This is a genomic window from Serratia sp. CY52157 (assembly GCF_052168495.1).
In the GTDB taxonomy this organism is placed as follows: domain Bacteria; phylum Pseudomonadota; class Gammaproteobacteria; order Enterobacterales; family Enterobacteriaceae; genus Serratia; species Serratia ureilytica.
On record NZ_JBJNMO010000006.1, the window covers coordinates 21,555 to 34,688 of the forward strand.

At 61.6% G+C, this 13,134-nt stretch carries 13 protein-coding genes; 3 read left to right on the forward strand and 10 right to left on the reverse strand.

The features are described 5' to 3' along the window. Nucleotides 1-21: 21 nt before the first annotated feature. From ACJ8IP_RS18750 to udp, 3 genes are all read right to left on the reverse strand, one after another. The gene (locus ACJ8IP_RS18750; protein ID WP_004934438.1) at nt 22-552 is read right to left on the reverse strand and encodes a DedA family protein; all 531 of its coding nucleotides are present in this window, start codon (nt 550-552) and stop codon (nt 22-24) included. Nucleotides 553-631: 79 nt separating this feature from the next. Beyond that, complete coding sequence (locus ACJ8IP_RS18755) at nt 632-1,414, reverse strand: tyrosine-protein phosphatase (protein WP_033652653.1); 783 nt, start codon at nt 1,412-1,414, stop codon at nt 632-634. 294 nt (nt 1,415-1,708) lie between these two features. After that, nucleotides 1,709-2,470 (reverse strand): uridine phosphorylase, encoded by a 762-nt coding sequence (udp, locus tag ACJ8IP_RS18760; protein WP_004934432.1) that lies wholly within the window; start codon nt 2,468-2,470, stop codon nt 1,709-1,711. A gap of 489 nt (nt 2,471-2,959) precedes the next feature. Between udp and ACJ8IP_RS18765 the strand changes: the two genes are divergently transcribed. Beyond that, the gene (locus ACJ8IP_RS18765; RefSeq protein ID WP_033652652.1) at nt 2,960-3,787 is read left to right on the forward strand and encodes a dienelactone hydrolase family protein; all 828 of its coding nucleotides are present in this window, start codon (nt 2,960-2,962) and stop codon (nt 3,785-3,787) included. Between the two features lie 84 nt (nt 3,788-3,871). Here ACJ8IP_RS18765 and metE read toward each other — a convergent pair whose 3' ends face one another. After that, nucleotides 3,872-6,160, reverse strand: coding sequence for a 5-methyltetrahydropteroyltriglutamate--homocysteine S-methyltransferase (gene metE / locus ACJ8IP_RS18770; RefSeq protein ID WP_273974489.1), 2,289 nt, complete (start codon nt 6,158-6,160; stop codon nt 3,872-3,874). Nucleotides 6,161-6,250: 90 nt separating this feature from the next. On the opposite strand from metE, the gene metR reads away from it, so the two are divergent. Beyond that, a complete protein-coding gene (gene metR, locus ACJ8IP_RS18775; protein WP_147838377.1) occupies nt 6,251-7,195 on the forward strand; it encodes an HTH-type transcriptional regulator MetR in 945 nt (314 codons plus the stop codon). A 15-nt stretch (nt 7,196-7,210) separates the two neighbouring features. On the opposite strand, the gene ACJ8IP_RS18780 is transcribed toward metR, so the two are convergent. Next, nucleotides 7,211-8,071 carry a carboxylate/amino acid/amine transporter gene (locus tag ACJ8IP_RS18780; RefSeq protein ID WP_033652651.1) on the reverse strand — a complete coding sequence of 287 codons (861 nt, stop codon included), beginning with the start codon at nt 8,069-8,071 and terminating at the stop codon, nt 7,211-7,213. 151 nt (nt 8,072-8,222) lie between these two features. Between ACJ8IP_RS18780 and ACJ8IP_RS18785 the strand changes: the two genes are divergently transcribed. Further along, a complete protein-coding gene (locus ACJ8IP_RS18785) occupies nt 8,223-8,552 on the forward strand; it encodes a hypothetical protein (protein WP_033652650.1) in 330 nt (109 codons plus the stop codon). On the opposite strand, the gene ACJ8IP_RS18790 is transcribed toward ACJ8IP_RS18785, so the two are convergent. From ACJ8IP_RS18790 to ugpA, 5 genes are read right to left on the reverse strand one after another with little or no spacing between them, the layout of a single operon-like run. Continuing rightward, complete coding sequence (locus ACJ8IP_RS18790) at nt 8,533-9,489, reverse strand: AEC family transporter (RefSeq protein WP_047573112.1); 957 nt, start codon at nt 9,487-9,489, stop codon at nt 8,533-8,535. The two genes, ACJ8IP_RS18785 and ACJ8IP_RS18790, sit on opposite strands and share 20 nt — an antisense overlap. A gap of 60 nt (nt 9,490-9,549) precedes the next feature. After that, on the reverse strand, nt 9,550-10,287 hold the full coding sequence (gene ugpQ / locus ACJ8IP_RS18795; RefSeq protein ID WP_047573114.1) for a glycerophosphodiester phosphodiesterase: 738 nt from the start codon (nt 10,285-10,287) through the stop codon (nt 9,550-9,552). Continuing rightward, complete coding sequence (locus ACJ8IP_RS18800; RefSeq protein WP_060434765.1) at nt 10,287-11,357, reverse strand: sn-glycerol-3-phosphate import ATP-binding protein UgpC; 1,071 nt, start codon at nt 11,355-11,357, stop codon at nt 10,287-10,289. Before ACJ8IP_RS18800 ends, ugpQ begins: the two co-directional genes overlap by 1 nt. A 5-nt stretch (nt 11,358-11,362) precedes the next feature. After that, nucleotides 11,363-12,208: a sn-glycerol-3-phosphate ABC transporter permease UgpE gene (gene ugpE / locus ACJ8IP_RS18805; protein ID WP_004934403.1), complete on the reverse strand. Its 846-nt coding sequence runs from the start codon at nt 12,206-12,208 to the stop codon at nt 11,363-11,365. Further along, nucleotides 12,205-13,092 (reverse strand): sn-glycerol-3-phosphate ABC transporter permease UgpA, encoded by an 888-nt coding sequence (gene ugpA / locus ACJ8IP_RS18810; protein ID WP_015376293.1) that lies wholly within the window; start codon nt 13,090-13,092, stop codon nt 12,205-12,207. Before ugpA ends, ugpE begins: the two co-directional genes overlap by 4 nt. Nucleotides 13,093-13,134: the final 42 nt, after the last annotated feature.

Consider the following 13,134-nt stretch of genomic DNA (forward strand, 5'->3'; position numbering starts at 1 on the left):
GCTGCGCAATTTAGCGAGAAATCAGCCCAGCCACTGGCTGAGCCACTTGATGCCGAACGCCCCCGGCGCCAGAATGCCGAACGCCCAGATCATCGCCGACGTGACGTTGGCCAACTGGAAGTAGCGCTGCGGCATGCCGCAAATGCCCCCCACCAGCGGCACCACGGCGCGCAGCGGGCCGAAGAAGCGGCCAATGAAAATGCCCAGCACGCCCCAGCGCTCAAAGAAGGCGTGGCCGCGCGCCAGCAGCTGCGGATTGCGCGACAGCGGCCACATATGGGCTACCCGATCCTGATAGTGGTAGCCGATCCAGTACGAGAGCCAGTCGCCGAAAAACGCCCCGGCGGCGGCGGCGGCCCAAATCGGCCAAAAGGCGATGCCGCTTTCGCCGATCAGCGCGCCCAGCGCCAGCAGGATCACCGTGGCCGGCAGCAGCAGCGACAAAAACGCCAGCGACTCGCCGAACGCCAGGAAGAAGATGATGGGAATGGCCCAGCCTTCGTGCTGACGCACGACGTCGCTGACCCAGTTGATAACGTCATTGAGGCTCAATGCGGGGCTCCTGATACGCGATGGTTCGCCGCCTAGGATAAGCCGGGGCGAGTTAAACCCCGGCTAAACACGCGGCAATTTACTCGAGGTAGTATGCCCGCAGCGCTTCGCGCTGGGCCGCGCCCAGGCCGTATTCCGCTTCCAGCCAGCGGTCGGTGGAGCCGTATTGTTGGCGGATGCAGCCCAGCGCCGTCATCAGGAACTCCTCGCGCGCGCTGAGCACGTAGGCGAATTGCTCGAGCGCCGCCGCATTCAACTTGATAGACAGCTGATCCAGCATCTGCTCGCGGAAAGCGGCCAGCGTGGTTTCGGTCAGCAGATAGTCTTCCAGCACCGTCGCTTCGTCGGCCCCCAGCGCGAACAGCACCAGCGCCGAACCGACTCCGGTGCGATCCTTGCCGACCGCGCAGTGTTGCACGATCGCGCCGCCGCCGGGGTTGCTCAACAGCTGCGCCAACCGCTGATAGGCCGCATTGCCGAACGGCAGGCGGCGATACAGCTCCAGCATGAACGCCCGGGCGTCGAAAGCGGCCAGCGTTTCGTTGGTGAGCTTTTCCAGGTTGGCGTTGACTTCGCTGCTCAGCGGGTTGGCCGGCACGTGGTGATAGTCGGCGCCATTCCACAGAATATCCGGTTTGGCCTGCACTTCGTCGGCATCGCGGTAGTCCAGCACCGAACGCACCGGCACCCCAGCGAGGAAAGTGCAGTCGTTTTCTGTCAGCCGCTCGAGAGAACCGGAGCGGAACAGCAGGCCGCGTTTGATGCGGCGCCCGTCGGCCACGCCGTTGCCGCCGAAGTCACGGAAGTTAATGCCGCCGTCGAGCGGCGCAAGCGAAGGATGAAGCAGGATCTGGGCGGTCATAAACGTCCTCGTTGTTTTTGTTCTGACAACGCGCGGCAGCCATCGGCGCAGCGCTGAGGAGTATCACCGTAACAGATTAGCCGCGAATGGAAAAACGGACCGCGTCGGCGGCCCGTTCAGTCCGTTGACAAAGGAGGAAAAAACGCGGTTTTTCCTCCTTTGTAGTTATCCGCCGAAAATCAATAAATTGATTTTCCCTGTTTGTTATCCGCTGCTTTCTGCAAACCGGGCAATGGCATGAGGTTTGTCATCAATCTCAACGGACCGCGTCGGCGGCCCGTTGAGATAAGGCGATTACAGCAGACGGCGGGCGGCGTCCACCACGATCTGCACCGCTTTGCTTTCGGTGTTTTTCATGGTCTCGGCGTTCGGAATCTCTTGCTGGGTGCGGTTAACGATCACCCCGGCCACCATGCCAGCGCGCAGGCCCTGGCTGGCGCACATGGTCAGCAGCGTGGCGGATTCCATTTCATAGTTCATCACGCCCATCGCCTGCCATTCTTCCATCGAGCCTTTGAAACGGCTGACCACGCGGCCAGAGTAGGTATCGTAACGTTCCTGGCCCGGATAGAAGGTATCGGAAGAAGCCGTCACGCCAATGTGGGTGGTGGCGCCGCTGGCTTTGGCCGCTTCCACCAGCGCGGTGGTGCAGGCGAAGTCCGCGACCGCCGGGAACTCCATCGGCGCAAAGTGCAGGCTGGCGCCGTCGAGGCGTACCGCTGCCGTAGTCACCAGCACGTCGCCGACGTTGATGTTCGCCTGAATGGCGCCGGTGGTGCCGATGCGCAGGAAGGTGCGGATGCCCAGCTGCGCCAACTCTTCCACCGCGATAGAGGTAGACGGGCCGCCGATGCCGGTGGAGCAGACGATCACCGCCTTGCCGTCCAGCTCTGCGCGCCAGGTGGTGAATTCACGATGGGAGGCCAGATGCACCGGATTTTCCATCAGCTTGGCAATTTTCTCTACGCGCTGCGGATCGCCCGGCACGATGGCAAGCTGGGCCCCTTGTAAATCGTTCTTGGTGAGGCCGAGATGAAAAACATCAGACTGAGACATACGAGACTCCTCATGGATCATGTTTATTGGGAGGAACAAAAAAGCACTCTACTGAAAATCGCCGCTTAATTTCGTGACGATAGTCACTATGAAAAGAGAAACAAATTACATGCTACATATTTTTTGTGATTTTTATCACAAAAAAAAGCACTATAAGGCATCCAGAACGCACCGCTAAACCTCAGTCTAGCCGACAAACCTTGCCGCTCCCTGCCCGTTGATTGCCGGCTGAAACTATTTAGCTCATCAATTCGAAATACCCCCATCTTATCGGTTGCTTAGGGACAAAAAAGCCCTCTAACGCACCTTATGGCACTTACGCGGGCCAAAACGCGTAATAACATGATAAAAAGCGCTTAAAAATGCCGTAAAGCCAGATAATTAGCCGTTTTTTATCGACTTGTCCGAAAGTGCGCCACGCAGCGCCAATAATGGGTAATCTTTCCTATAGTTAATCTCAGCGCTTTTTTCTATTGCACGGAGACCGCAATGAAAACCGAACATGTGATGACATTAGAACAGGCTCAGGGAGGATTCGCCCCGGCCGCCGCGCCGGTAGCCGCCTCCGCGATTATCACCGATGAACAGGGCATTCACGCCGGGCAAACGACTATTCCTTCCCAGGGAGACGCGCTGCCGGCCTACGTCGCCAAACCCGCCGACCACAACGGCCCCTTCCCCATCGTGCTGGTGGTGCAGGAAATCTTCGGCGTCCATGAACATATTCAGGATCTGTGCCGTCGTCTGGCCAAACAGGGCTATCTGGCGATTGCCCCCGAGCTCTATTTCCGCCAGGGCGACGCCAACGACTACACCGATATCGGCGAGCTGTTCCAGCAGCTGGTGACCAAGGTGCCGGATCGTCAGGTGCTGTCGGATCTGGATCACGCCGCGCACTGGGCTATCCGCCACGGCGGCGACGCCGGCAAGCTGGCGATCACCGGTTTTTGCTGGGGCGGCCGCATTACCTGGCTGTACGCGGCGCACAACCCGCAGTTAAAAGCGGCCGTCGCCTGGTACGGCAAACTGGTGGGTGAAAAAACGCTGAATTCGCCGAAGCATCCGGTCGATGTCGCCACACACTTGTCAACGCCGGTGCTGGGGCTGTATGGCGGGCAGGACAGCGGCATTCCGCTGGATACGGTGGAAAACATGCGTCAGGCGATCCGCGCCGCCAACGCCGATGCCGAAATCGTGGTGTATCCTGGCGTCGGGCACGCATTCAACGCCGACTATCGCCCCAGCTACAACGCCGAAGCGGCGGAAGACGGCTGGCAGCGCATGCTGGCGTGGTTCGCCCAGCACGGCGTCAAGTAATCCTCCTCACATAAAAAAGGGCGCCGAAGCGCCCAATCATCACACCAGTAAATCTATCTGCGGCGGTTTACCCGCCGCACGGCATCACGCGTGCTCGCGCAGGCGCTGCGCCGCCAATACCATGTTGGCCAGCGACTGCCGGGTTTCCGGCCAACCGCGAGTTTTCAGGCCGCAATCGGGGTTGACCCACAGGCGTTCCGCCGGGATGTTCTGCGCTGCTTTACGCAGCAGCGCTTCGATCCATTCCACGCTCGGCACGTTCGGCGAGTGGATATCGTAGACGCCCGGCCCGATTTCGTTCGGGTATTCGAACTCTTTGAAGGCTTCCAGCAGATCCATATCGGAACGCGAGGTCTCGATGGTGATCACGTCGGCGTCCAGCGCGGCGATGGAGTCCATGATGTCGTTGAACTCGCAGTAACACATGTGGGTGTGGATCTGGGTGTCATCCTGCGCCACGGCGGCGTTCAATTTGAAGGCGTCCACCGCCCAGTTCAGGTAGGCGGCCCAGTCGGATTGTCGCAGCGGCAGCCCCTCGCGCAGCGCAGGTTCGTCGATCTGAATGATGCCGATGCCGGCTTTTTCCAAATCCTCCACCTCGTCGCGCAGCGCCAGCGCAATCTGCTTGGCGATCACTTCGCGGGTCACGTCTTCACGCGGGAACGACCAGCACAGGATGGTCACCGGCCCGGTCAACATGCCTTTCACCGGCTTGTCGGTCAACGACTGGGCGAATTTGGCCCATTCGACGGTAATGGCTTCCGGGCGGCTGACGTCACCGATGATCACCGGCGGCTTCACGCAGCGGGAACCGTAGCTCTGCACCCAACCATTCTGGGTAAACACGAAGCCGTCGAGGTTCTCACCGAAATATTCCACCATGTCGTTGCGCTCGGCTTCACCGTGCACCAGTACGTCCAGCCCGAGACGCTCCTGCTCGACGATCGCCTGTTTGATGTGCTCACCGATGCTGGTGCGGTAGTTGCTGCCGTCCAAACGGCCCTGTTTGAAGTCCAGACGCAGGCCGCGGATTTCGGTGGTCTGTGGGAACGAACCGATGGTCGTCGTCGGCCAGGCCGGCAGCTTGAAACGCTCGCGCTGCGCCCTGGCGCGCTCGGCGTACGCGCTGCGGCGTTCGCAGTCCTGCGCGGTGATCGCGGCCAGACGGCGCTCAACCTGTGGGTTATGCACGCGGTTCGACTGGCGACGGGCGCGGATCGGCGCGCTGTAGGCGTCCAGCTCGGCCTGTTTCGTCGCGTCAGGCGCGTTCAGCGCCGAGCTCAACAGCGCCAGCTCGGCGCATTTTTGCAGGGCGAAGGCGAACCAGCTTTTCACTTCTTCGTCCAGACGGCTTTCCACGCTCAGATCGATCGGGCTGTGCAGCAGTGAACAGGAGGTGCCGATCCACAGCGGGCGCTGTCCCACCAGCGGCTGCAGACGTTCGAACCAGCGGCTCAGATCGGCGCGCCAAACGTTGCGGCCGTTGATCACGCCCAGCGACAGCAGCCAGTCTTGCGGCAATACGGCGCTCAGCGCGGCGATATCGTCATGGCCGGCGACCAGATCGACGTGCAGCCCCTGCACCGGCAGCGTGCGAATGGTGTCGAGGTTGTGGCCGACGCTGTCGAAATACGTGGTCAACAGCAACTTAACCTGCCCCTGCAACGCGTCATACGCCGGTTTGAAGGCGTCCAGCCAGGCTTGCGGCAGCTCCAGCACCAGCGCAGGTTCGTCGATTTGCACCCACTCGACGCCGCGCTTCGCCAGCTCCGCCAGCACCTGCTGGTAAACCGGCAGGATCTCTTTCAGCAGCGACAGGCGGTCGAACGGCTCGCCCTTCACTTTACCCAACCACAGATAAGTCACTGGGCCAAGCAACACCGGCTTGATGTGATGCCCCAGCGCCAGCGCTTCGTCCACTTCGTCCAGCAGTTGGGTCCAGCCCAGCTTGAACTGCTGGCCTTGCTGGAATTCGGGCACCATGTAGTGATAGTTGGTGTTAAACCATTTGGTCATTTCCGCCGCGGCCGCCGGCTCGCCGGTCGGTGCGCGGCCACGGCCGATGCGGAACAGCGTGTCCAGATCAATAGAGCCATCCGCATTCAGATGGCGCGCCGGCACGTTGCCCAGCAGCAGGCTGGTGGTCAACACATGATCGTACCAGGCGAAATCGCCGACCGGCACCAAATCCACCCCGGCCTGCCGTTGCTGCTGCCAATGACGAGCGCGCAGCTCGCGGCCAACCGCCAACAGCTCTTCCTGCGTTGAGTTGCCGGCCCAGTAGCTTTCCTGAGCTTTTTTCAGCTCACGTCGTAGCCCAACGCGAGGAAAACCCAGTGTGTGATTCAAGATTGCCATCGTCATATTCCCCATTTAGCCGTCCAGATGTTTACACATCCATAATCAGCAGGTACTGTATTAACCACAAGCGCAATTTATTCACTGTCAATGTGAAGGACTCTCATGATCGAACTGAAACATTTACGGACGCTGCAGGCTCTGCGCAACAGCGGTTCGTTGGCGGGGGCGGCGGCCCAACTTCATCAGACGCAGTCTGCCCTGTCGCACCAGTTCAGCGATCTTGAGCAACGTCTGGGCTTCAAGCTGTTCGTGCGCAAGAGCCAGCCCCTGCGCTTCACCGCCCAGGGCGAGATCCTGCTGCAGCTGGCGGAACAGGTGCTGCCGCAGATCCAGCAGGCGCTTCAGGCCTGCCACGAACCGCATCAAACCACGCTGCGCATCGCCATCGAATGCCACAGCTGCATTCAGTGGTTGACGCCGGCGCTGGACAACTTCCGCCAGCGTTTCCCGCAGGTGGTGATGGACTTCACCTCCGGCGTCACTTTCGATCCGCAGCCGGCCCTGCAACAAGGCGAGCTGGATCTGGTGATGACGTCGGATATCCTGCCGCGCAGCGGCCTGCACTATTCGCCGATGTTCGATTTTGAGGTGCGTCTGGTGCTGGCGCCGGATCATCCGCTCGCCGGCAAGCTGCACATCGAGCCGGAAGACTTGAGCGATGAAACGCTGTTGATTTACCCGGTGCAGCGCCAGCGGCTGGATATCTGGCGGCATTTCCTGCAGCCGGCGGGCGTCAACCCGGCGTTGAAGAACGTCGATAACACGCTGCTGCTGATCCAGATGGTCTCGGCGCGGATGGGGATTGCGGCGCTGCCGCATTGGGTGGTGGAAAGTTTCGAACGGCAGGGGCTGGTGGTGACCAAAACCCTGGGTGACGGCCTGTGGAGCCGCCTGTACGCCGCCGTGCGCGACGGTGAACAGCGCCAGGCGGTGACCGAAGCCTTTATCCGCTCGGCCCGCCAGCACGCCTGCGATCATCTGCCGTTCGTGCGCGACGCCGCACGCCCTGGCGCGACCGGCGCCAAAGCGTTGGCGGCCGGCGTATAAACTGCCGGCCCCCGTTTAGCCGAGCTGTTTCGGCGCCACCCAGCGGCGGTGCACCCACAGTGAAGCGACGATCACCGCCCCACCGAGGATAAAGCTCGGCCAGTGCGGCTGCTGCTGCCAAATGGCCAGGTTGACCAACAAGCCGGCCGGCACATGCATGTTGTTCATGATGCCGAGCGTGCCGGCATCGACCTGCGTCGCGCCGTAGTTCCACATGAAGTAACCCAACCCCGACGCCACCACGCCCAGCCAGATCAGCACGCCCCACTGTAGATTGGTGGTTGGTAGCTGCTGCGGATTGCCCCACAGGAACCAGGCCACCACCGCCACCGCCGCCGCCCCCAGGTAGAACCAGGAAAAGGCGGTGTGCTGCGGCAAGGGGTGCACTTCCATCAGGCGCTTATAGCCGACCATGCCGATGGCGAAGCTGATGTTCGCCGCCTGCACCAGCAACAACCCCCACCAGAAGTGTTCGCTCAGTTGGTGATAGCGAATGATCGCCGCGCCCAGCACCGCCAGCAGCGCGCTGAAGGCGTAGCCCCAGCGCAGGCGACGGCCGCTCAGCAAGTCGTAGATCAGCGTGATGTACAATGGCGTCAGCACGGTGAACAACAGGAACTCCGGCACCGTCAGATAGAGATAAGCGCGGAAGCTGATGAGGTACATGATGCCCAGCTGGAAGGCGCCCACCAGCATATACAGCAGGATCACCTTGAGTTTGATGTTGCGCCAGCGCAGGAACGGCAGGAACACCAGCGCCGCCAGCCCGATGCGCATCAGCACCGAGAACCAGCTGTCGACATGGCCCGCCAAATATTCGCCGATCAGGCTGAAAGAGAACGCCCACAGAATGGTGGTGATAACCAAGAGCAGCACGATGGGTTCATCCTAACAATTCATAAACCGCGATTGTAACGGAAGATGGACGCATAAGGGGATGAAAGGCGGTTTACATCTGAACAAAATACAAACTACCAGCAAAATTTCACCGCTGAGTTAGGCTTAATAAAAAGGCGAGGTAACCATCATGAAAACTTCTCACATTCTGTTCGCTCTACTGTTGCTGCCTGGGTTGGCGGCGGCGGCCAACGGCGTAACCGACCTGCGCTCACAGCAGCAGTTACTCAACCAAAACAGCCAGCAGGCGCAACAACAGCGCTTGTTGAACAACCGGCAGATGGATCAACGCCGCCTGCAGCAGCAGCGACAGTTCGACAATCAACGGCAACAGCTGTTGCAAACCGCGCCGAACGGCGGGCAACTGCTGCCTAACGGCAACCAGCCGCGCGATCCGTTCAATCGCACCGCGCCGGCGGTGCCGCAGGCGCCGATGCCGGCTACGCCCGCACGCCCATAACGGTGAGGATCAGCGGCGTGGTGATCGCCGCCAGCACGGTGGACATCACCAGGCTGGTGGCGGCCGGGCCGGTGAGCGTATTGAACTGGCGCGACATCAGGTAGACGTTCACCCCCACCGCCATTGAGCCCAACAGCACCACCACGCGGGTCTCCATCGGCGGCAGATCCATCATCCAGGCCAGCAGCCAAATCACCAACGGCTGCACCAGCAACTTCAGCACGCAGATGGCGCTGCTCAGCTGCCAGCCTTCGCTGATGCGATACTCCGCCAGGCCCATGCCGAGCACCACCAGCGACAGCGGTGCCGCCACCTGGCCAAGCATGCTGACCGGCCGATCGACGAAGGCCGGCAGCGGCAGGCCGGTCAGGCTGAACAGGGTGCCGGACAGGATGCCGACGATCAACGGGTTGGTCAGCACGCTGCGGGCGGTTTTGGCAAAGCCGCTCAGCGTCGGCGAGCCGTTGCGCGCCCATTCGATCGACACCGTCACCAGCGTCCACAGGATCAGGCCGTTGAACACCAGCACCAGCGCTACCGACGGGATCGCCGCCTGCCCCAGCATCACGCTGGCGATCGGTAAACCGAGCATCACGTTATTGGAGAAAATACCGCCCAGCGCAAACACCGAACCAGCGACCCCATCCAGCCGGAAGAGGTGCCGGGCGACCAGGCGGCCGAGCACGAACACCAGCAGGCAACTGCCGAAGAACGCGATCAGCAGCCGAGCGTCGACCGCCGGGCGCTGCGAGAAATCGCACATCATGCGAAACAGCATGGCGGGCAAAGCGAGGGAAAACACGAAGCGCGTCAGGCCATCGGTGATGCTGGAAGGCCATTTCCCCCAGCGAATCAGCCCATAACCCAACGCGATCAGGACGAACAGCGGTAAAGACAGCACGATCTGGTGCCACAGTGACATCATGAAGCCTGGCATCGCATTCCTTCCGGTGGCGCGGCGGCAAGGCTTGTCGTCGCGGGATTCATCGGCGCCGGATTAAAAATCCGGGCCAATCAAATCTATCCGGTCGGTGCAAATGCAGTCAACGCCCCAGTCGAGCAGCAGACGCGCGCGATCCGGTTGGTTGACGGTATACACCAGAATGCGTAGACCGGCGTCTTTCAACGCTTTCACCCGCTCGGCGGTCAGCGCTTTGTGGTCGATATGCAGCGAGACGCAGTCCAGACGCTCCGTCAGCTCGCGCCAGTTGTCGTCCCAGGCCTCCAGCAGCAGACCACGCGGCAAATCCGGCACGGTGCGCTGCGCCGCCGCCAACGCTTCCACCGAGAAGGAGGAGAGCAGCGGGTCGGTCTGCCCTTGCCACAGCAACCGCGCCGCCAGCGCCACCACCCGCCCGGTTTCATCGTCGCTGCCGGTGGTCGGTTTGATCTCGATATTGGCCATCAGGCCGTGTTCCCGGCAGCGTTCCGCCACTTCCGACAGCAGCGGCAGCCGCTCGCCCTTGAAGGCCGAGCTGTACCAGTTGCCGGCGTCCAGCTGCACCAGTTTGTCCCACGGCAGCTCGCCCGCCACGCCCCAACCGTTGCTGGTGCGATCCAGCGTGTCGTCGTGCAGCAGGAAAATTTGCCCGTCCTGCGCCAGCTTGGCGTCGAACTCGATCATCTTGTGGCCGTGGCGCGCGCCGACGTTGATCGCCGCCAGGGTGTTTTCCGGCGCCAGAGAGCCGCCGCCGCGGTGGGCGACAATATGAGGGTAAGGCCAGGGTCTCGTCATCAATCCATCCGTAATCCGCTGTGGGTGTCAAAGAAGTGCAGCGCCTGAGCAGGCAGCTGCAAATATAGCGTACTGCCCGCCGTCGGCAAGGTTTCATGCGACAGCCGCGCGATCACCCCGTGACCGCCCCACTGGCCGTGCGCCAGATTGTCGGCCCCCAGCAGTTCCAGCGTCTGCAGCTGCAGCGGCACGCCCTGGCCTTGCGCCACCAGCTGAATATGCTCCGGCCGAATGCCCAGCGTCAACTGCCGCCCCGCCCACTGCGGCTTGGCCGCCGGCAACGGCAGCGTCATGCCGTCCGCCAGCAGCAGCTGGCCGCCGTCGGCGCTCAGGGTGCCGGGCAACAGGTTCATCGCCGGCGAGCCGATAAAGCCGGCGACGAACAGCGAAGCCGGCCGCTGATACACCTCGCTCGGGGTGCCGATCTGCTCCGCCACGCCCTTGTTCATTACGATCACCCGCTGCGCCAGCGTCATCGCCTCCACCTGGTCGTGAGTCACGTACAGGCTGGTGGTTTTCAGGCGTCGGTGCAGCTGTTGCAGCTCCAGGCGCATCTGCACCCGCAGCTTGGCGTCCAGGTTGGACAGCGGTTCATCGAACAGGAACACCGCCGGTTCGCGCACGATGGCGCGCCCCATCGCCACGCGCTGGCGCTGGCCGCCGGAAAGTTCGCGCGGTTTGCGCTTGAGCAGCGGCTCCAGCTCCAGGATGCGCGCCGCTTCCTCCACCCGCTGGCGGATATGCTCCTTGCCGAAACCGCGGATCTTGAGGCCGTAAGCCATGTTGTCGTACACGCTCATGTGCGGATAGAGCGCGTAGTTCTGGAACACCATCGCGATGCCGCGATCCTTGGGCTCCAGATCGGTCACGCGCCGGGTATCGATATAGATATCGCCGCTGGTGGTGCGCTCCAGCCCGGCCACCATCCGCAGCAGCGTGGATTTGCCGCAGCCGGACGGGCCGACCATCACGATGAATTCACCGTCCGCCACGTCGAGGTCGATCTGTTTGATCACCGGCGTTTTACCGTCGTAAGACTTGGTGACCGCCTGTAGTTTTAATCCTGCCATCGTCGTTATTTCTCGCTATCAACCAGACCGCGCACAAACCAGCGCTGCATCAGAAGCACCACCGCCAGCGGTGGCAATAAAGTCAGAATCATCGCCGCCATCACCTGGTTCCACTGGGTCGGCGCGCCGGAAGTGGAGATCATGCTCTTGATGCCCGCCACCGCGGTGCCCATCGAAGCGTCGCTGGTGATCAGGATCGGCCACAGATATTGGTTCCAGCCGTAAATAAAGGTGATGACGAACAGCGCCGCCAGATTGGTTTTCGACAGCGGCAGCACGATGTCCCAGAAGAAACGCATCGGCCCGGCGCCGTCGATGCGCGCCGCCTCCAGCAGCTCATCCGGCAACGTCATGAAGAACTGGCGCAGCAGGAAGGTGGCGGTGGCCGAGGCCATCAGCGGCAGCGTCAGGCCGGTATAGCTGTCCAGCAGGTTGAGGTTGGAGATCACCTCCACCGTTGGGAAAATACGCACTTCCACCGGCAGCATCAGGGTGAGGAAAATCAGCCAAAAAAACAGGCTGCGCAGCGGGAAACGGAAATACACGATGGCGTAAGCCGACAGCACCGACACCGCGATCTTGCCGCAGGTGATCGCCAGCGCCATGATCACGCTGTTGAGCAGCAGCAGCGAGAACGGCACCTTGAGGTTGCCCACGCCGCCCTGCCAGATATTGCGGATGTTCTCCCACAGGTGCCCGCCGGGCACCAGCGTCATCGGCACCTGAAACACCTGCTTGTCGTCCAGCGTGGCGGCGACAAAGGCCACGTACAGCGGGAACAGCACCACCAGCACGCCGATAATCAGCATCACATGGCTGAAGATGTCCAGCCCGCGTCGATTCTCAATCATTGATAGCGCACCTTACGTTCAACGAAGCGGAACTGGATCACCGTCAGGCCGATCACCAGCAGCATCAGGATCACCGACTGTGCGGCGGAGCTGGAGAGATCCAGCCCGGCGAAGCCTTCGCGGTAGATCTTGTAGATCAACGTGGTGGTGGACTGCACCGGCCCGCCGCCGGTGGCGGCGTCGATCACCGGGAAGGTATCGAAGAAGGCGTACACCAGATTGACCACCAGCAGGAAGAAGCTCACCGGCGCGATCAGCGGCAGCACCAGATGGAAGAAGCGCCGCACCGGGCCGGCGCCGTCGATGGCTGCCGCTTCCACCAGCGAACGCGGAATAGACTGCAGCGCCGCGAGGAAAAACAGGAAGTTATAGCTTATCTGCTGCCATACCGAGGCCAGCACCACCAGGAACATCGCCTGGCCGCTGTTTTGCGCATGGTTCCAGTTATAGCCCAGACCATTGAGGAAATGGGTGATCAACCCCAGACCGGGGTTGAACAGAAAGATCCACAGCACCGCCGCCACCGCCGGCGCCACCGCGTAGGGCAGGATCATCAGCGTGCGATAGAGGCGGCTGCCGCGCAGCACGTAGTCCACCAGCGCAGCGAAGAACAGCGAAACCGCCAGCCCGATGCCCGCCACCAGGAAGCTGAAGATCAGCGTGGTGTAGAACGAGTCGAGGTAGTAAGGATCCTGGAACAGCTGTTTAAAGTTATCCAGCCCGACAAACTGGCTAGACAGGCCGAACGGATCGAGGCTCTGCACCGAATACCACAGCGCCTCGCCGGCGGGCCATAAAAAGAAGACGGCGGTAATCAGCAGCTGCGGCAGCACCAGCGCATAGGGCAACCAGCTGCAGCCGAAACCGGGACGGGAAGATGACATAGCAGTTAAACCATTAATCGGGTACGGAAGGAACGGCGTGAA